Annotated in this window: 16 protein-coding genes; all 16 read left to right on the top strand. The window is 39.4% G+C overall.

From position 1 onward, the window contains the following. Positions 1-90 precede the first annotated feature (90 nt). The 16 genes from LT090_RS11060 (at position 91) to LT090_RS10985 (ending at position 21,536) form a co-directional block, all read left to right on the top strand. Positions 91-729 carry a hypothetical protein gene (locus tag LT090_RS11060; protein WP_068546633.1) on the top strand — a complete coding sequence of 213 codons (639 nt, stop codon included), beginning with the start codon at positions 91-93 and terminating at the stop codon, positions 727-729. Positions 730-1,020: 291 nt separating this feature from the next. Then, positions 1,021-1,656, top strand: a complete 636-nt coding sequence (locus LT090_RS11055; RefSeq protein WP_068546634.1) for a NeuD/PglB/VioB family sugar acetyltransferase — start codon at positions 1,021-1,023, stop codon at positions 1,654-1,656. Positions 1,657-2,051: 395 nt separating this feature from the next. After that, entirely contained in the window at positions 2,052-3,572 is a 1,521-nt protein-coding gene (locus LT090_RS11050; RefSeq protein WP_068546635.1) for a hypothetical protein, read from the top strand. An 11-nt stretch (positions 3,573-3,583) separates the two neighbouring features. Further along, positions 3,584-4,516 (top strand): hypothetical protein, encoded by a 933-nt coding sequence (locus LT090_RS11045; protein WP_068546636.1) that lies wholly within the window; start codon positions 3,584-3,586, stop codon positions 4,514-4,516. A gap of 9 nt (positions 4,517-4,525) precedes the next feature. After that, entirely contained in the window at positions 4,526-5,023 is a 498-nt protein-coding gene (locus LT090_RS11040) for a hypothetical protein (RefSeq protein WP_068546637.1), read from the top strand. Positions 5,024-5,033: 10 nt separating this feature from the next. After that, a complete protein-coding gene (locus tag LT090_RS11035) occupies positions 5,034-5,228 on the top strand; it encodes a hypothetical protein (protein WP_068546638.1) in 195 nt (64 codons plus the stop codon). A 177-nt stretch (positions 5,229-5,405) separates the two neighbouring features. Next, positions 5,406-10,718, top strand: coding sequence for a sulfatase-like hydrolase/transferase (locus tag LT090_RS11030; RefSeq protein WP_068546639.1), 5,313 nt, complete (start codon positions 5,406-5,408; stop codon positions 10,716-10,718). A gap of 30 nt (positions 10,719-10,748) precedes the next feature. Next, on the top strand, positions 10,749-11,801 hold the full coding sequence (locus LT090_RS11025) for a hypothetical protein (protein ID WP_070795962.1): 1,053 nt from the start codon (positions 10,749-10,751) through the stop codon (positions 11,799-11,801). 60 nt (positions 11,802-11,861) lie between these two features. Next, entirely contained in the window at positions 11,862-12,449 is a 588-nt protein-coding gene (locus LT090_RS11020) for a hypothetical protein (protein WP_068546641.1), read from the top strand. Between the two features lie 254 nt (positions 12,450-12,703). Continuing rightward, complete coding sequence (locus LT090_RS11015) at positions 12,704-13,996, top strand: hypothetical protein (protein WP_068546642.1); 1,293 nt, start codon at positions 12,704-12,706, stop codon at positions 13,994-13,996. Between the two features lie 51 nt (positions 13,997-14,047). Continuing rightward, positions 14,048-15,319 (top strand): nucleotidyltransferase family protein, encoded by a 1,272-nt coding sequence (locus LT090_RS11010; RefSeq protein WP_068546643.1) that lies wholly within the window; start codon positions 14,048-14,050, stop codon positions 15,317-15,319. A 235-nt stretch (positions 15,320-15,554) separates the two neighbouring features. Continuing rightward, a complete protein-coding gene (locus tag LT090_RS11005; protein WP_068546644.1) occupies positions 15,555-16,493 on the top strand; it encodes a hypothetical protein in 939 nt (312 codons plus the stop codon). 224 nt (positions 16,494-16,717) lie between these two features. Next, positions 16,718-17,242 (top strand): transcription/translation regulatory transformer protein RfaH, encoded by a 525-nt coding sequence (rfaH, locus tag LT090_RS11000; RefSeq protein WP_068546645.1) that lies wholly within the window; start codon positions 16,718-16,720, stop codon positions 17,240-17,242. Positions 17,243-17,620: 378 nt separating this feature from the next. Beyond that, positions 17,621-18,802 carry a polysaccharide export protein gene (locus LT090_RS10995; RefSeq protein ID WP_068546646.1) on the top strand — a complete coding sequence of 394 codons (1,182 nt, stop codon included), beginning with the start codon at positions 17,621-17,623 and terminating at the stop codon, positions 18,800-18,802. A 6-nt stretch (positions 18,803-18,808) separates the two neighbouring features. Then, positions 18,809-19,243: a low molecular weight protein-tyrosine-phosphatase gene (locus LT090_RS10990; protein ID WP_068546647.1), complete on the top strand. Its 435-nt coding sequence runs from the start codon at positions 18,809-18,811 to the stop codon at positions 19,241-19,243. Positions 19,244-19,295: 52 nt separating this feature from the next. Then, a complete protein-coding gene (locus tag LT090_RS10985) occupies positions 19,296-21,536 on the top strand; it encodes a polysaccharide biosynthesis tyrosine autokinase (protein WP_068546648.1) in 2,241 nt (746 codons plus the stop codon). Positions 21,537-21,638 lie beyond the last annotated feature (102 nt).

Here is a 21,638-nt window from a genome sequence, read left to right as displayed (position 1 = left end):
GCTCGTCACTTCTTTGATTATATTGGTCACTTTCACGCATCAATTCGTCATTCCCACGAAGGTGGGAATCTATGTCAAAGCGCATAAAGCATGGATAACCTATTCAAAACCATAATCATCATCGCACTAATTACCGGCGCAACATTCGCTGGTAAACACGGCATGGCGAATTACTACTTTAAACAAGCAGAGCATCAACTAACATATCTTCAAGGCCAAAAAGCGAATACAGAACAGCAAACAGTAGAAAGCACTGGTCAAGAAAGCGCTAGCCTAGAAAGCATTAGCCAAAAAAATAACAGCCAAATAAACCTCGAAGTATATAACCAAGCCATCGGCTACATAGACGATGCGCTAAATCTACATCGCAACCCACAGTACATCGAAGCAAAAGCGCAAACCTTTGAAATCGCCGTGCGCTTAAACTTAACTAACAATAAAAGCGCGACTTTATTGCAAGCGAAAGCTTTATACCTTGAATCAACAGAGCTAAGACCGACATGGCCGGTCACTTGGGCATCACTGGCATTAATTAAATGGCACATGCAAGAATTTGATGCGGAAATGATCCAATATTTAGACAATGCTTTCACTTTCGGAAAAAACCGGGTTGAAGTGAAAAATATATGGCAACAACTTGGCCAAGCATTAAGTAACAGCTCGAATCCCGCTCATCGAGAACTAATAAAACCACACCTAAATAAACTGAATTACTACAAACAAAAATAGTGGTGTCAAACACTACTTTGATTCCTGACTCTTTGAATCTCTAATATGTCGATTCCCTGAGCTTGTCTCAGGGTCTCTTAGAGAAATACATTGAATTTAAACAGATACTGAAACAAGTTCAGTAAATCGAGCTCGAGACTTTAAACTTGATCTGACCCTACTATTTTCTTGTTGAGCAAATAAATCCTTGCCAATTAATTCGCAACGCGCCAATATAAATATCTAGTTAAACTGAATAATTAGTTAACCACTAACTTAACAACTAACAAATCGACTAACACTGGAGTTCTTGTGCTTACCAACCCAAATACTATTGCCATTTTAGGCACTGACGATCACGGCATCGTTGCTGCTGATATTGCGGAACAAAACGGCTATGACGTTTACTTTTTTGATGACAAATACCCAACTGTTAGCAAGTGTGGAAAATGGCCGGTAAAGGGCACTGAAGATGACTTAAAGCAACACGGACATAACTACAATGCAATATTCATAGCCACCAGTCACAACAAAATTCGAAAAATTAAACTCAAAGAGTTTAAGCAACTTGGCTTTAATATCACCACATTAATTTCTAAAGACGCGACAATTAGTAATTACGCAGAGATTGCAGATGGTGTAATGATTGTCGGTAATGCTTGTATTAACTACGGTACAGTCATTGGCGATGGCTGTATTATCAACACAGGCGCCAATATCGATCACGGTTGTACGATTGCACCTTACGTTCATATTTCGCCAGGCGTAAACATTGCAGCCGAAGTGAAAGTAGGGGAGTACAGTTGGATTGGTATTGGTTCAACACTTATTCATCAAATTAGCGTAGGCCATACCGTTATTGCAGGTGCTGGCGCTGTGATCTTAAATGACGTTCCTAAAGAAGTAACTGTTGTCGGTTGTCCAGCCCATATTGTTCGTCGAAAATAGTTAATATACTTATCAATCCCCTTATTAATTAAAGCTCTACTCGTAGGGCTTTTTTGTCTAAAAATTATTTTTAACATCATAATTATTCGACTTTTTGTCCTTCCTTGTCATTATTGTTGTTATTCTGCATTCTTTGCTGTTACCTCTCAAGTTATTGATATTAAAAGTAAAAATAACCAACCTGTAACTTGGGCATTTAAATATTTTTACCTAGTCGCTTGATTCTAATGAAAAATAATTTGTAGTTGACATCGTTATCATTTCTGTTACATTTTGACACTGTGTTTATTTTTAAAGGAATTGATAAACAAGGTTGAGCGCCAATTTCATAATAAACAACTCAACTAAATGAAATGGACTTTAAATCAAATTAATTGTTTTAGGGTATTTTATAAATGAAATCCAACAGAGATAAAGACGCTCGAAAAATAGGCCGTTCTGCACGCGGTTTAAAGTTTTTTCTACTCAGTATAATCCCAATATTTATGTTTAACGCTCATGCAACCAACATCATGAGTATGGACAAAAATCAAGCTTTAACAAAAGATACATTTATTAGTGCCTCAGCAGAAACTGTTAATAGTAACGGCGCTAAATATATGTCGACGTTAAAATACGGGCTGAGCACAGAAAAATACGGTTTGTTTGAGTTTACGCTTGCTGATGACTTTACAAAATCAAGTGATACAACAGTTACTTTGTCTTTTGCAATTCGACAAGCAGCCGAAGATGGCACACTTTCTCTTCGTTCATTTACAACTGCAAACGGTTTTGATAGTTCATCTATAACCTATGGAACAGCGTTTGCCGATCCTCATAATTTAGTTGTCGGTGCTGAAGAATTAACTATTGCGATAAAACAACAAACTAAAGCAGCTAATAATTTCCAAGGTACAATTTACAACCTTGATATTACCTCTCTAATTACTGGTCCAGGGAATTATTATTTTGCGCTAACTAATAGTGGCACTAAGGTTATCGATGTTTTTTCAACAAATGTCGCAGGTGACTTAGCAACTAATGCACCTAGTATTGAAATCAGTAACTACAAGACCAGAGGTATCGCCGTTACGCCAAGTCACCTATTGCTTAATCATGCTGGCGGTAGTCAAGCTCGTTCTGCTTTAGTTACGGTGACAAATGAAGGTACTGATGTTGTTGAATATCGTGGACAAGATAGTAATAAACCCGAAGATGCTAACTTTTTATACGAGGTATACAACAAGTCGCTAAATAGCTGTTCTACCGGCTTAATGTTAGCACAAGGTGATTCATGTAATTTTATCCTTATTCAACAAGTTAACCAGCAAACAGCAGGTGATGTTGTAAGAGATATTTATCGACTTAAATATCGTTATCCTAATGCAGAAAATGAGATTAAATATTACCCTGTGTTTATCCAAGATTCAGCTGATGAAGCTGCAAGCGATCAAGCTAAACGCCGTGTTGCGCCAATCCTATTAGATTTTCAGGTTGTAGATAACGATACCACAACACCGATTTCTGGAGCCCCAACAGCAGGTGAACCTTATGATATAACGTTTACTTTAGATGGTTACCACGAAGGTTATCAAGCCATTGTCGCTTTATTTGATTGTGCTGATACATCCGATGAAAATTGTGCCGCTGGATATGGTAGCAATATAGGCAGTTATTACTTGGCTGATGTAGGTAATGTAACAGGTATTGGCTCATACAAATCGCCGGCTAATGTTACAGTTGATTCAAATGGATACTCTGTTAAAGCAGACATAGATAGCATGCCGACTTTTAATAATACATTAGTCGCGAGGGTTTATTATCGCGCAGAAGTTGATAGCGAAAGTAACTCTAAATATGTTTCTGCGATTGCAACCGGTGGGCAAGGTATGGTTTTTGCTGATGGTCTTGGCCGCAAGCTTGTTGTGCAATATTAAGGAACGAAAAAATGAAATTAATGACAATTAAAAAAACAGCTATGGCATTACTTTGCTTTTCTTCTACAGCATTGGCAAGTATTGAATTAACTGACAACAATGTTTACGTAAAAATGCAGAGTTCTGACGAGATCGCGCAAGTAGTAAAAGTAATTGATGTTACAAATGTGTCTGGTGCGGTTATGGATTTGACCAGTAAAGTAAATCTTGTACGTGACGATAATGTATCTAATTTCCAAGTAACAAATGACTGTACAAGTCTTAACGACCAAGAAGATTGCCAAATTACCATTACTTACGACCAAGTGGACTTCGATCCACAAGGTTTTGGCATAGAAATAGAAGACAGTAATTCGGTTAAACACATGGTGTTTGTTTCAAACTATTTTAATCAATCAACTGCAAATGAAGCAAAAAGACGTTTATCACCTGTTGTTGAAAAAGCAGAAGTATTTGCAAGTTCTGATACAGGTTTCACGACACCTTTAACAGGTAGTTTAGTGCCAGGAACATATAATCTTCGATGGACAGTGCTCGCCTATGAAGAAATATTAGGTAAGCTTGTAGTTTATGATTGTGGTTTAGAAAACGAATCTGATAATAATTGTGCAACGAGTGAATTTGATAGCGAAAAAATCGACAATACCTCAGCGCTGACTGGTGCAGGCGTCACTGGTGACAGTGAATACTCTTATTCAGGAAACCAAGCAACACATCAACAATTTGTAGGTGAATTTGCGATAGTCGATGGTAGCTTTGTTTCTGGTACTCACGATTTAGCTTTTAGATTTTTTCATCGAACTAAAGCTGACAGTGCCGTAGCAATAACTCGTAATGTAAGCACGGTATTATCTGGCAACTTGAATTTTATGGGCTTAGGTAATGATGGTTATTATGAGTCGGACGGTCGTCGTTTAACAGCGAAAGGCGAGAAAGGCGAATAGGGGATACTTATGAATAAACTAATTATTACAAATATAATTTGCGCGGCGATTTTGGCTGGTTGTGGCGGTGATACACAAGAATTAAACGAACTTGAACAAACACCTACGGCCTCATTAAAGCCAGTAAATAATTTAGAGTTAAGCGATGAAAGCTCTAATGAAGTCGAAGCCGAAACTGAAATAGATAACGTTGAACTCTTAGGTGTAGTAAATCTAGAGATGCCTACAGTAACCAAAGTCAAAATGTCGACACATAATAATGATGTTCAATTAAAGTGGCGCTCTGTTAGAGGCGCAACTGCTTACAACATTTATTACAGTGACACTAATAGTGTGGATTCATCGAGCCAAATGTTTACAACTCAAGGCACTCGTTACACTCACAAAGATTTAAATGAAAGTGTTCACAATTATAAGATTCAAGCCGTATACGACAACGGCGCTGTATTAAGCCCGTTAAGTTATGCCCTAAGCGCTGATCTTAGCAAAGTAAAAGTTTCTGACTAAGGATCAACCAATGAAAAATTTAACAGAAAAAAACGCACATAATGAACAAACAGAGCAAGAAGAGCAAAAACTAGATTCTCGCAGAAACTTCATTAAAAAGTACGGTAAATTAGCGGTTGTTACACCTGTTGCGGTAACGGCGTTAATGACACCTAAGACATCGCATGCAATGAACTCAGATGGTGCAAGTCCAAGTACTATTTAGAGAAATCAGCTTAAAGGGAGGTCTATACCTCCCTTTTGTTTTTTGTTAATAAGTTGAACGTTTTAAATAGCACATGCTTATGCTCGTACATATAGTTGCATGGTTCCTTAAAACATAACTGCAACCTCCAATATAAACTCCGAATCTACAGTTGCTAGCCAACGGTTGAACAATAATATGATGACTTTTACTCGCCTCGCCACACTCGTTTTATTGACGCTTTTGTCGAGCTTTCATGCCCAGGTAACAGCAAATACCGAGCAACGCCCGAATATATTATTTATTGCGATAGACGATCTTAAAGCGTCGTTGCCAAGTTACGGCTATAGCGAAATTTCGGCACCAAATTTAGACGCGTTAGCCTCACAAGGTGTGCAGTTTAATCGTGCCTATAGTCAGTGGCCGGTTTGTGGCCAGTCTCGTGTAAGTTTGCTTACTGGATTGCGCCCTGAAACCTCAGGCTTAACGAGCTTAAACGATACTATGCGAGACTTTGTGCCGAATGTGGTTACCTTACCGCAACGCTTAAAACAACACGGTTATCAAACTCAAGCAATCGGCAAAATTTTTGATTCTCGTAACGTAGATAGTGATCATGATGCGGTGTCGTGGTCTATTGCCTATCAAGATGCGTCTACATCAAATACGGTAGACAGCAAATCTGCCAACAATAACGTAGCGTTTAAATCGATTGATCAAGATGAAAGCTTATTTGTTGACGGTAAAATCGCCACTCTTGGCGTTACCGCAATTAATGATTTGGCCGATACTAATCAACCGTTCTTTTTAGCGGTCGGTTTTAAAAAACCGCACTTACCGTTTTACGCCCCTAAAACATATTACGATCTATACGATCGCGAATCGCTCGATTTGGCGTTTTATAAGCAACTCCCAATCAATGCCAATGCTAGTTATAACAGTAATTATGAAAACTCGGGCGGTAATGAACTTTCGAATAATTATCGAGCAGATGAAGTTGATACGCTATACGATCCGGCAAACATAACCGAAAGCCAACAACGTGAATTAATTCACGGTTATTACGCATCAGTGAGTTATATCGATGCACAAGTAGGAAAATTACTGAGTGCGTTAACGGCCAATAATTTAGCTGAAAACACTATAGTGGTATTGTGGGGCGATCATGGTTTTCATCTAGGCGAACAAGGTCAATGGGGTAAACATTCTTTACTCGAAAATGCCAACCATGTGCCAATGATCATTAAAGTTCCAGGCGAAGAGCCGTTAGTGACCGATGCTTTATTTGAACTTACCGATATTTATCCAACAATTTTATCTCTGGCTAACTTAGAGCAACCAACCGATATAGACGGACAGTCACAATTAGCGGTGATTACTCAGCACGCCGAACACGTTCGAACAGGAGCTATTTCTCAAATTCAACGCAATGGCAACATGGGTTATTCGTTGCGCACCGACGAATATCGTTATACCGAATGGTGGGATATTAATAATAAAACTTTAGAGTACACTGAACTATATTATCTTCCCGACGAGCAAGTCATTAATGGTGAAAGTGAAAATATATTCGATGCCAACCAAAACAGCAGTTTGCATATCGAGCTACAAAATACCTTACGCCAAAATAGCAAAGGTTTAGCGTCTATGACCGTGCCTTCGGTCGCTCAGCCTATTCAAGTTGCCGAATTTGGTGAAGCGCGCAATGTAAGTGAAAACTTATTTGGCTATAACGGAAATATGATGCAGCACTTGTCTGATCAGCCTTGGCTAGTTGATGGTGTAAATGAAGTATTTGGTAAATCGGGTGCCAATATTATGCGCTACCCTGGAGGCACCATTGCTAATTATTTTGATTGGACTGTGGGCGCCAAGTTTAGCTGGGTCGACGGCGTGCAAGTATTTGATAACGGTGATTATACGCTTGAAAACTTTGAAGTGGGCTATACCAACCACCAGTTTGCCCCAGTTTACGTACTAAACTTACTTACCCAAACCTTACAACAAACGCTAGACGCTTTAGCAATCGCCAATGCAAGTAGTTTGCCTATTAATTATATTGAGCTTGGCAACGAGTTTTACTTAAACGATGCGGAATATACCTCTGCGTTTGCTAATGGTACTGAGTTTGGTCAACATGCCTGTACCTTTGTTAGCGCCATAAAACAACAATATCCAAACGTTAAAATAGCGTTTCCATCGACAATGAAATCTGGCAGTCGACAACTTACTTGGGACAGCGAAGCTCGCGCTGCGTGTCCTTTATTAGACATCGCAGTTGTACACAGTTACCCGCGCAGTGGTCTAACACCAGAGCTTGCTGCTTCAGGTGAAAGTTACTTTGGTACAGACGAAGAGCAACAATTAAAGTGGACTGAGTTTAATCAGCAAAGCAATGTTGAAGTTATGCTTAGCCAGCCATTTGTTGAATGGCAAACCTACGTAACGGAAAACAATTTACCCCTTGATGAGCGTATCTGGATCACTGAGTTTAACTACAAAGATACCGTAGGGCCAACAAGAAATACTTGGGCGCATGCATTGTTTAATGCCAATCAAATTCAAAGTTATTTGCTCGATGGTCGAGTCGATATGATACTAATGCATAACTTAATTACCGGTGCTAAAGCCGCAAGTTTTGCTTTTGCCAACCCATTTGATCGTCTTTCTATAACGCACGGGCAGGGCGATTTAACAGCACCTAGGTTTGGCCTGTCGGCGTCGGGCATTATTATGCAAGCGTTTGCCCAAACCTTAAATAATAGTCAGCAAATCGTACCGATAACCATTAGCGATAGCCAAACTTATACTGCGCTTGAGCAAACCTATGATGCAGTCTATGGTTGGCAAGGCATTCAAAATGATGGTTCTCGTTATGTGTTAGTCAATACATCAAGCAGCCAAGTTGTGCTCAGCCGAGCTGGCTTTGATCCTAAAACTAACCTAATGCGCCAATATCATGCTGCGCCGCAAACCTTCGTCTATTCTACCGGTGCGTTAAACGGCGGCCTTTACCAAGAATTACCGGACCTAATCGTGTTACCGCCATACAGCGTAACGGCACTGGGTATTGATCAACAAACTGACCCTATTGCCGACAAAGTCACCAACATTACGTTAAACGTTATTGATGACCACCATGCTAAAGAAACAGCACCAACAAGCAAAGGCTTGGGCGATGATGAAAGAGTGTTTATTAGCGGCGAAGTATCTGATCAATATATCCCATATTTTAAATTCGACTTATCTAAGGTTAATGGCACGGTTGATCTGGCAGAGTTGTCAATTGCATCCGATAACGTTAATCAAACGGTTGAAGTGTATGCAACCGCCAGTAATTGGGATGAAATGAACCTGACTTGGAACACCAAACCTGAATTACTGATTGAAAACAAAATTGATGACGTTACGGTATCGAGCGGCGGTAATTTAATTTTGGATGTTACCAATCACGTAAATCAAGCCAAGCAAGCAACGCAAACAGCACAAGGCCATGAACGTACGTTTATCACCTTTGCCATTAAATCTGCGATGGACAATAGGCCAGTTTTTCATTCAAAAGAAGCTGGCATAGGTGAGCAAGGTGCAACGTTAACAATAACCGCTTCGCAGACACCTTTGTCAACACAAGCGATTAGCGACTTTACCGCGCCAATGTTTGAGCTGTTTAGCGAAAGTGTCCGCAGTTTTGTCAACAACACCGACAATGACAGCTTAGTATTTAGCAAAGTATCTGGTCCAGCATGGCTTAGTGTATATGCAAATGGCACAGTGACAGGCATGCCAAGGCAAACGAATGCTGGTACAAACAGTATTGATATTGTAGCATCAAACGGTGATCACTCGACAGTGTTTACAGTAAACGTAAACGTATTAGAGCAAAGCATTGAGCAAGTCAGTAATTCGCTGATATTGACGCCAATTTCCGATACCTATATCAGTCAAAATAACCCAGATAAAACTTATGCAACCGTGGCATCATTGCAATTACGCCAAATAGGTGGCTCTAACTTTGCTCGCGCGGCATTTTTTAAATACGACTTTTCAGATGTTTCAAATAAAGTGATGGAGTCTATTACGCAAGCTCAATTGAGCTTTTACAGCGCCGACTTAGTGGCACCGGTGAATGTGCATACCAGTGCAACCAACTGGCAAGATGATGAATTAACCTGGAATAACTCGCCGAGCTTATCAGACACAATCGCCACTACAGTTGCTGCCGCTAACAGTTGGTTTATTGCCGACGTAACCGATGAATTTACCAACCTGTTAATTAGCCCTAGCGAATACTCATTTGTGTTAAATGAGCAGGGCAATTCTGTTGGTCGAATAGATAGCGTTGAAGCCATTAATAAACCGTATCTAACACTCACCTACGGGCAAAAACAACAACATTGGGTTAGTAACTTTGAGTTACAGCAAGTAAGCGATGACTACGGTCATATGCGGGTAGATGCAAAAGTGTTGATTGTTGATGAATATGGATTGCCAATTAATAACGCCCAAGTGACCATTAATTTTATTGGTAGTTATCGTCAAAGTGTTACCGTAACCACCAATAATCAAGGTGAAGCATTGGTGAGTACGCCATATTTTGCCAATAATTTATCGTTGTCGGTAACGGTAACCAATGTGCAGCGCCAAAACAGTGATTATGCAATCGACAACAATAGTCAAAACCAATTACAGTCTAATTATGTTGCCGAGCAAATATACGCCAGCCCAACCGCAATCTTGCTAACCCATGATTCCAATAATGCTTTGGGTAATTCGCAAAGCATTCGTTTAATGAATAGCACCAGTGAAACTATCGCGTTAATGGAATTTAACAGTGACGGTTTTGAGCTAAGCAATGGCTTAATCAGTGAATCGAGTAGCGACTGTATAAGCTTGCCAACGTTATTACCAAACACACACTGTGATTTTATCGTAACAGCAACTAATACCTCGCCAGCCCAAGGCGTTATTTCAGTGGATACCGATTCGGTCGAACACCCGAAATTTGTCACCTTTGTAACGCAAGGCATGTCTAAACGCCAAGAAGCACAACATCGAGTACCGCCTACTGTTAGTGACTTAACTGTTACTGACGTACTTTCCAATACTAGCGCTACAGAGTTTCTTGCTGGTAACAGCTATTTATTAAGCTTTAGCGTGCAAGGCTACCACTTAGATGGTTATAAAACAGCGATGGCGCTATTTGATTGCGATATCGTTGATGATAGTTGTGCTCAAAGCTTAACCGCAAAACTACTAAGCGACGTCGCCGAGCAAACTGCGGTCAATAGCGGCAGTATAAGTTTTCGAGAAGAGCAAGCAAATCAATTCGATTATCAAGTGTATTTCACTATGCCGGATGATTATCAACAAAACGTGTTGGTGCTGCGCTTGTTTTATAAAAACCAAATGGATAATAACACCAATAAGCAGTGGATATCCTTGGTTATACCCGGTGGTTTAGGGTTCACAGGCGTTGATAATCTTGGCCGCAAAATTGTCCTTGCTCAGTAATAGCTAGCTCAAAGGTAAATGGTTTATAAAATGAAAAAACATCTATTTCTATCAACATTAATATACGGTTTTTCAATTGTTGTATCGATTGCAACGATAAACACCGCGTTTGCTCAGGTATCAATGTCGAGTAGTAACTTTATTTTTCGCGCCGACATAAAAGACTCTGCCATGCAAAGCCAGCAATTGGTGCTGACCTTTGATGCGCCGACAACGCTTTCTCTAGATGACTTTCAAACAACGGCACTTATTGGCGATAGTATAAGTTTTAATGTCAGCGATTGTATCAACACTTGGCAAGCTAATGATATGTGCGCCATTTTGGTAAATTATCAAAGCGCCGGACCAGGCAACCATAGCAGCGTGCTTAGCATAAATGACGTAGTCGAAGGTGAAACAATTAAAGTGTTTGCCAGCAATTTTAATTTTGAGCCAGCAACCGATGAAGCGCAGCGCCGTTTAAGCCCAATTATTGCTTATGTAGAAATCATTGATGTAAGCGATACGCAAAACCCAAGCTTAGTAACTGATGGCCCGTTATTAGAACAAACGCCTTACACTATGAATGTCATTGCAATGGCCTACGACGATATCGCGCTAAGCAGTTATATATTCAACTGCGTTAAAGATAGCGACGAAGATAACATTTACGATGAAGCCGACAGTAATTGTGGCACTTCTGTATACAGCCACCGTAATCCGCAGTATGTAGATGACAGCGATAATGGCGTTATTGACGGAGCTTTTGTTAATACCGATCAATCGGATTTTATTAGCGGTGAGGTTCTCACCAATAATCAAGCACAAGGCTATGGTTTATCCGGTTATAGCTTTCGTGGCGAAAAAGCTTCGTACACCCGTTTTAGCTATAACTTTATACTACCGCAAGGAACTAAAACAGTAGTTAACGATGCCTTGGTGATACGATTTTTGGCCATTCAAGACCACAATATTAAACACAATATGGACACGGGCGTATCGACGATATTGTCCGGCAATTTGAACTTTTTGAATTTAGAAGAAAGCGCTTATTACCAACAAGACGGTCGACGTTTAACGGTTACAGTGCTAGAAAACGACTAAGACGCGATCTATAGGCAAAAAATACAAAACGCACAAATACAAAACGCTAATGAGAAGACAATGAATACAAACTTTAACCCGCTTCAGCGCATAAAAAACGTTAATCGAGCAGTGATCACATTGTTTGTAATGCTACTGATATACGGCTGCGGCGGCAGCGCAAGTAATAACAGTAAAAACAGCGATAACCCAGCAATAGATAGCGCATCAGAAACGGTTACGCCTGAACAACCAAGCGATGACAAAGCTGACAATACCGACGACGATACAATTGTTGAAACGCCTGTTTCTGAGCAAGAGCTAGACCGAGAGCAAGAGCAAGACAAAGATCAAGAGCAAGAGCTTAGCATTGATCAATCGGTGGCCACACCATTTGGGTTTTCGATGTATCAAAATGAGCAAAGTGTGCTGCTGAGTTGGCAGCGCATTAGTGGCGTAACAGAATACCGTGTGTATATTGGTGAAAGTGGCGAAGCAACATTGGAAAGTGATTTTGTTATCGCTAATACCAATGTTTTTCGATATCAGTTGGATAATAACCAACGTCTTTCGTTCAAGGTACAAGCGGTAATTAACAACAAAGCCAGTTTATTGTCGAGCGAAATTAATGTTGCAGCAAACAAGGTGCTATTGTCTGATAGCAATTAGATTGTGGGTAGTTTGCTATGAAAATAAACAGCAACGAAAATAAACAGCAACAAATAAAAACAACACAAGCTATTCAAATGTATAGTCCTGCAATGCACAAAGCAATTGTCACGATGACAAACAGTGAGTATCCACACAATTGAACTTATAAACCTAGTATTAGCAAAAGGCCTTTGTTAATCTAAAGCAAGCATTAAGCATACACCTAAGCACATACAATAATCATTTAATACAAGCGAACTCAAACGCCCTTTATGCCGTATCAACGTATTCAATTAAATAACCAGCAATTAAGCGTGTGGCTTGAAGAAGACAATGGCATTGTCTTTTCTAATCAAACCAAATCGCTGTTAAAGCTTTCGCCATTATCTATTGCCTTGTTATTTGCCTTTGATGAAGGTTTAACGTTTGAGCTTGCGATAAAGCAAGTACAAGACGTTAGTGGCTTACCAAGTGATCAAATAAGCGCTGCAGCTAAACAAATTAAACTGTTATTTACTGAGCAAAGTGACCAACAACAAAAAACCTATGCCGATGGTAAATACCCAGAATTAAAACCACATAATAAACAAAAAAATCCGCAAACGGGTTTTGTCGTTCAAGTGACTAATTCACTGTTTTGCATCACCAGTGATTGTGACTTTTTACACAACGAATTAACTAAATTACTACAACCTATCATTCTAAGCTCACAAGAAGTTAGCTCAAATGATACTAGCTCAGACACCAGCTCAAAAAACAAGGGCGCCAATAGCCCAAACCTTGCAAATCCTGAAATAGACTTTGTATTGCACATTATGGTTTTTGATGAGGGTTACGCGCTGATATCAAACGGATTAACCGTAGAAGAAGGCTTAACGCAATTACAATTAGTCCCAATATTAATAGATCGCTTACAAATATTAGCGTATCAACAATCGGATTATTGTTTTGGTTTTCATGGCGCGGCGCTAGTGAATAACCAGCCCACACAAGAGCGTAACGAGCACAACCCGAAACTCGCAACTACCATATTGTTACCTGGGGTTTCAGGCGCCGGAAAATCAACATTAGCCAGTGAGTTATCGACAAAAGGCTATGCCCTATATTCTGATGAGATCATCGCGTTTGACGATAACTTTAAGTTATTGCCCTTAGCGCTGCCGATGGCAATTAAGCAGGGCAGTTGGGCACATATTGCTATGCTTTACCCTCAATTGACCGAGCAAACCGAATGGCATCGCGTTGACGGGCGAATTTTAAAATATATTTGGCCACAACAGATCGCTAAAATAACAAAAGCAGAGCAAGTACAAACTGACACTAAAACCTTAATGTTGTGCCCGCGTTTTGATGCAATGGCAAATGGTTCAAGTGAACCGTTATCGGTAATGGCAACGTTAGAGCTAATAACTCATGGCGGTTATCAGCTCGGAATTGAACTAACTGCCGATAAAGCCGAACAACTGATCCGGTTTTGCGAACACATTCATACTGAAAAACTTGTTTATGCCAATAGTGAACAATCGCATTCGCTTATCGATAAGATTATAAATAGCCACGAATAAAAAAGCGGCGAATCAAAATAGCCAGCGCTTTAAATAAATAGAAGTAAAAATATGAGCCAAACAACCGACAACAATGAAAGCACTAAAAACAAAGTGCAAATGAACAAGGTAACACGACAAACCTTCATCGACCTTGGCATGTGGCTTACTCACCCAGAGCAACACAACGCCGAACAATTGGCTACTTTATTAGATGAAGATAAGCGTTTACCGCTTATTATGTTAGCCAATCAGCATTACCTTATTGGCGCACTAAAAAACAGTTTGGAACACTCTAGTATTTGGGCACAACTTGATGAAGAGTTGATTACCTATTTAACGGAACTCGAGCAAATGTTCTTTGAGCGTAACCAAGGCATTATGGAAGAAGCGCTATTTGCCTGTACGCACCTATCAAGTGCCAATATCCCGGTGATCATGCTTAAGGGCGGCGCAAGCTTATTTAATGGTGTATTTAGCCCGATAAGTAATCGCTTTATGACCGATGTTGATTTACTCGTACCAGAAGAGCTGCAAGATAAAGCCAATGAGGTTTTACAACAGCAGGGTTATGCACCGAATCAAGATGATATGGATATCCATGCGGTAAATCATCACCATGCACCTGCATTGTTTCGACAAGGCAAAGGACATTGTTGCGTTGAATTGCATCGTTGGGCTTTATCTAAGGCACATAGTGATGTGTTGTCTACTAAAGAGGTTTGGCAACAGGCGATTCCATTATCGTTAGCTCCATTAACATTAACTCCAGAAAATCAGAATACATCGAAATCATCAAAATCAAATGACAAAGACCCTTTGACGATTTTACAACTCAGTCCAGAACATCAAGTTGTACTATCTATCGCCCATAGTGAATTGTCTCACCGAGCTTTCGATGAACAATTTATCGATTGGCGCCAGCAATTAAACTTACAGCAAATTATAAGTTTTCATGAAAACCAAAATACACTATTGAACTGGCAAGATATTGAAAAACACTTTAATCGCTGTAATAAAAGCGATCCACTTTTTAGCAGTTTATATACGATTGAATATTTGTTTAATCAAAAAACACCCTTGAATATACGTATTAATAAACAAGCGAAACAACACGTAAAACGCTGTATTGATTTATTTGTAAAACGTCAGCGCTCAGGAAAGAAATTTGGCCATCTATTCTCCGTGTTAAAAGGTTATAAACGGGAAAACATATACGTAATTTATGGCAAAGAAGGTTATTTTCCTGCTTCATCTGGGAGACTAAAACACGCTAAACGTCACCTTAGAATGATGTTTAAAGCGAAATATTTAAGCGATTTTATTCGCCGAGCATTTAAATAAAAAGAAATAGTAGGGTCAGATCTGCCTTTTATCTTATTCAGGAAATAGAGGTGTCAGATCTGACTTTTAGCCTATAACCATAAACTTTATTCTTGTTTCACTAAAGTCTGCTCTGACACCAGTATTTCTCCAAAATCCAATAAATTTACAATACCTTGTTTCTAATCTACTTTTATTCAAAGGGACCAAAACTAAAACCAAAATTAAAATTAGTCTAAAAAAACAATAAAACATCATGAACAAAACTCTGATCTTAATTCACGGCAGGGCAACTAAACCCGAAGAACAGGACTTAAAAGCGTTATGGCTTGATGCCATTCGCCATGGCATAAAACGTGATCATGGTCAGGAAACGCTTGATATCTTCAACCAACTTACCATTGATTTTGTTTACTACGGTGATTTATCTAATCAGTTCTTAAAACAGCATGACGACTCGCTTACCATCCCCGATGACATCGAATCTAGGCAAGACGCACTTAACCAGCTAAAAAACTACAGCCCCAAACAGTTTAATAAAACTACCTATAACAAAATCAATAAAACCAATCATTTTAAAGAAGCCCTTGCCGATACGTTTTCAGGTATTCTTGCGGCCCTTGGCGCAGGCGATAACTTAATTGGCGCGGTAGCGCCGGATATGAAGCATTATTGGTATAACGATAGCTACTTTGGCTCTGACGTACGTTATCGTTTAACCAAGGTATTAACCAAACGATTAAGCCAAGATAAAAACATCATGCTTGTTGCCCATAGCCTAGGAAGCATTATTGCTTATGATAATTTATGGAAGCTAAGCCATTACAGTGAATACCGCAACAGCGGTATTAAACACAAAAAGATTGATACCTTAATAACCTTAGGCTCACCGTTAAGTGATGAAAATGTAAAACAACACCTAAAGGGCAGCGCCAACAGCGGAAAATACAAATACCCAAACAACATAAAACACTGGGTAAATATCGCCGCTGAAGATGATTATATAAGCCATGATTCACAACTGAAAAACGATTACCAAGAAATGCTTCACTTAAATCTTATTGAAAACATTAAAGACATCACACCGGTTTATAATTTAACCGTTAGAAATCAACGATCTAATCCACACTCTTCAATTGGCTATTTAATTCACCCCAAATTTATCCAACAATTAGTACATTGGTTCACCCCTTAGCATCTAACGTATTATGTAATTTAATTACAAAAAGCTACAAATTTTCTAGAATTAGACAATAAAGTTCTATATAATCGTTGGCTTGTTTTAGCCGCTTCTACGGAGATTAAAAGCGGTTAAAATGTAAGCATGAAATTGCCTTTAGAGCAATTAGATGCTCACCCTTAAGCTAAGATTAAAAGATTTAATTTGCGCTTAGGTTTTATAATAATCATGGAACGAAAATGTCCTTTGCAGAAACACATAATTGGTATGTCTTAACGAGTAAACCTCGTGAAGAACAACGTGCTTTTGATAACCTTTGTCAACAAGGTTATGACTGCTTTCTGCCTAAAATCTCTAAGCTCAAAAAACGCAATCAAGTTAAAACTGTATCTCTTGAACCGCTGTTCCCTAATTACTTGTTCATTTATTTAGACAAAGACACCGCAAACTTTAATGCAATTCGTTCAACCAGAGGGGTTGGCAGTTTTGTAAAGTTTGGTATTGCACCGGCAATAATAGACAGTTTTTTGATCAATAAAATCAAAGCGGATATCGAGCGCGAAGATACAGATAAAACTGTTGCCGAATTAGAAAATTATACGCAAGGTGAAAAGGTAGAAATAACAACTGGTCCGTTTAAAGGCTTAGATGGTATATACCAAAACAAAGATGGCTTAGAGCGCAGTATTTTATTAATCAAAATGCTTGGTCAGCAAAACGAAATTAAAATAGAAAACCAAGCAATAGAAAAAGTGGCACTTTAGTGACATCCTGAACTTGTTTCAGGACCTCCTCAATAAATAAACCATTTTGAGGAAAATTAACGTAAGAGAGGATTCATCCTCTGACGACGTAATAAGAAAATATGATCTTCACCTCGTCATTCCCACAACGGTGGGAATCTAAAGAAGAAAACAACGGACTCGACCTCGTCATTCTCACGACGGTGGGAAACTGAAGAAAATAAGCTGAGACTAATTACCTCAAGCAACTAGAAAAACAATGCCTTTTGCAGCCAAAGCAATGGGCGGAAGCGTACCTAAAAATTAAAACTAGAGTATGCTAACTTACTAAATAACGATAACAAAAAGTCGAAATGGTACGACTTATTAACCATCGAGCCTCGTACCTCGGACATAAAAATGAAAACTAATATAAACCTAAAATTAATCACATCTCTTATTTTCGCAACGAGTCTAATAAGCCTAACCGCCTGTACCATCCCTGGTGGTCACATTGAAGGGGTGAGTGCGAGCGAGCAACAAGAATTATGTGAACAACAAAATGAAGAAACTAATGGTGAGCAAACGGATGGCAACTGTGAAGACTCGCAGTTTGATATCACAGCCGAAGTAAATACCATTTTAATCACACCAAAAGTGTTAAACAGCATTAAAGAAACAGAGCCTACTGCAAGTCAAAACCCAACATTAGAAAAGCAATTAGCAAATTATGCTTATACTGTTGATGTTGGTGATGTGTTAAATATCATTGTTTACGATCATCCTGAATTAACAATTCCTGCGGGTCAATTTCGCGATCCAGAACAAATGGGTAACTTAGTTGATGCCAATGGTAATATCTTTTTCCCATTCATTGGTCAGTTACATGTTTCAGGCCAAAGCGTTGCAACCATACGTAACGCCATTACTGCAAAATTAAAACGTTATTTAGAAGACCCACAAATTGATGTAAAAGTTGCTGCTTATCGCGCAAAGCGCACTTACGTTACTGGTGCGGTAATGCAACCAACCGTGGTACCAATTGGCAATATTCCAGTAACTTTGTTAGATGCGATTAATGGCGCTGGTGGTATTAAAGAAGATGCGGATTGGCGCAGTGTTATTTTAACCCGCGACTCAAAAGATGAACGTTTAGATTTATATGCCCTATATCAAAAAGGCGATATGAGCCAAAACCGTTTACTTAGACACAATGACATTATTCACGTACCGCGCAACGATGCCACCAAAGTATTTGTTATGGGTGAAGTAAAACGTGCATCAACACTGCCAATCCATCGCAGTGGTTTAACACTAGCAGAAGCTTTAGGTAACGTCGGCGGTTTCAATGAAATGACCGCAGATGCTAGCGGTATATTTATTTTACGTGCAAGCCAAGATCCGGAAAAAATTGCAGATGTTTACCAGTTAGATGCATCTAACGCTGCAGCTCTTATATTGGCAACACAGTTTCGATTACAACCTATGGATTTAGTGTACGTTACCAGTGCGCCAATTGCTCGTTGGAACAAAGTTATCTCGCTACTATTACCAACTGTGCGTGGCTTAGATGACTTAAACGATTTAGAAAACGATTTATAAACACACATGTTTAATAATATCTTAACCGTATGCATTGGAAACATCTGCCGCAGCCCAAGCGCAGAACGCATATTGAAAGCCAAATTGCCGAATAAAAATATTAGCAGTGCTGGCTTAGGTGCCATGGTAAACCATGAAATCGAACATAATGCGGCGCAGATATTAAAACAACACAGCTATAACGACGCTGATCATCAAGCAAGACAAATCGACAATCAAATGATCATCGATGCCGATTTAATTTTGGTGATGGAAAAAAAGCATCAACAATCGTTAATGAACAAATACCCATCGGCCAGCGGCAAAATTATGCTGTTAGGCAAATGGAACAATGATGAAGAAATCCCCGATCCTTACAAAAAGAGTATCGATGCATTTCAACAATCATTTATACAAATAGAACATAACTGCCAATTATGGGCAGACAAACTCGCGCGTTAGCGCCATCCTGAGTTAATTCGGGAAATAACAAAGAATATTAGAATTTAAAACTATGACAGAACAGTTAAAAGCATCAAAATTTCAAAAAAACAATAACGACGTTGATAACGCTGATGATATCGATTTCGCACGATATTTTAATCTATTACTGGAAAGTAAGTTTTTAATCGCAACGATAACTAGCGTATTTGCTGTTGCCGGTATTATCTTTGCCTTATTGCAAACACCAATATACAAAGCTGATGCGTTAATTCAAATTGAGAAAAAATCTTCTGCAGTGCCTGGGCTTGGAGACTTTGAAGAAGTATTTGGCGCTGGTAATAACGATGCCGAAACAGAACTTGTTTTATTAAAATCTCGCAAAGTAATGGGATATGCAGTTGAGGAGCTGAATTTAGATTGGGTGGCAAAACCGAAGTATTTTGGCAAGTTAGGTAAAATGGCTGCTCGTCGTCATTTCGGCAATGAATTTAATAGTCCGTGGTATTCAATATTTTTATCAGATGATTATGCATGGGGCGGCGAAAGTATTCGTGTGAGCAAAATGCGCATTAGCGACAAATATCGTGGCGTAATGTTTAATCTTATCTATCAAGGTAAGAATAGCTACACGCTAGAGCGTAATGAACAAACAATCCTAAGCGGCAAAGTCGGTGAAGTCGCGAAAGACTCTTCTGGTGATATTGAACTGTTAATTAGCGAGTTAAAAGCTGAACAAGGCACCGCCTTTATCGTTGGCCGCAGGTACCGCGAAGATGTTGTCGCCGAGCTTAAACGCTCTGTGCAAGAACAAGGGCAAGGCAAAGATACTGGCGTGTTAACTCTTGCCTTAGAAGGCGAAGACAGAGCTAAGATTAAAAAAGTGCTCGACACCATTGCTGACGGTTTCTTACTTCAAAACGTGCAACGCATGAGCCAAGAAGTCGAAAAGTCGATTGAGTTTTTAAATCAAGAGCTGCCTAAAGTTGATCAACAACAAATGTCGGCGGAAGAAGCGCTTAATCAATATCGCTTAGAAAATGATTCTGTTGATCTAACCTTAGAAACTGAATCGGTATTAGATCAATTAGTAGAGCTTGATACCAAAATTCATGAATTGTCGTTTATCGAAGTTGATATTGCGCAAAAATATACGAAAGAGCATCCTCGTTATGTCAGTTTGCTTGCCAAAAAAAGTGATTTAGAAGCGCAAAAACAACGTTTAAACGATTCTATTAAAACATTACCAAAAGCCCAACAAGAGATACTTCGCATGGCGCGTGATGTTGAAGTAAACCAACAAATCTATTTAGCGCTTCTTAACAAGGTACAAGAGCTTAATGTAGTGAAAGCCTCTACCGTTGGCAATATCAATATTGTTGATAGAGCCGAAGTAGGACGTTTCCCAATCAAACCTAAAAAAGCACTGATTGTCGTTATTATCACTATGCTTGGTGGTTTCTTAGCGGTGGCATTTGTCATACTAAAAGCGGCATTTCATCGCGGCGTAACCAACCCTCAAGAATTTGAAGACGTTGGTTTAACTGTGTATGCGACTATTCCTTTATCGGAAGAGCACGTTAGACGTACCCAAGTAAATAAACTTAAAGATAAAGTTAGCAGTAATAGACGACGAAAACAAGCCAATGATTTGCTGGCCCTTGTTAATCCAAGCGATATGGCAGTCGAAGCCATTCGAAGCCTTCGAACCTCATTACACTTTGCCATGCTAGAAGCGAAAAACAATGTAGTGATGATCTCGGGCGCAAGCCCGGAAGTAGGTAAATCATTTGTTTCATCAAACCTTGCCGCCGTTATTGCACAATCAGGTCAAAAGGTACTCGTGATTGATGGCGATATGCGCAAAGGCTATATCCAAAAAATATTTAATCAAAAATTCGAAAATGGTTTATCCGATCTACTCATTGGCGATATCAATTACAGTGAAGTGATTAAAGAAACGGCAGTGGAGAATTTACACCTGGTTACCCGTGGTCAAATACCGCCAAACCCAAGTGAGCTATTAATGAGCGAGAACTTTACTAAATTTATTGAGCAAGCCTCAAAAGACTACGATTTAGTGGTTATCGATACGCCGCCAATTCTTGCGGTAACCGATGCGGCAATTATCGGTAACCAAGCTGGCACCACATTAATGCTAGCCAGGTACGACATGAGCCCATTAAAAGAAATCATTACTGGCGCAAACCGTTTCGATTTAAACGGCGTAGAAATCAAAGGCTTGATATTCAACGCCGTTGAAAAACGCAACAGTGATTATGGTTATTACAACTACGGGTACGAATACAAGTAAGTAGTATTCTTACTAGGGGCGTCATTACAAATGTTCGTCATTCCCGTGAATACGGGAATCTATCCCAATAGAGTAACCTGCTGGGATAAAAAGCTAAACTAA

This window comes from Thalassotalea crassostreae, from assembly GCF_001831495.1.
Classification (GTDB): Bacteria; Pseudomonadota; Gammaproteobacteria; order Enterobacterales; family Alteromonadaceae; genus Thalassotalea_A; species Thalassotalea_A crassostreae.
Note: the sequence above shows the minus strand (reverse complement) of the source record. Positions and strands in the feature narration are given on the sequence as shown.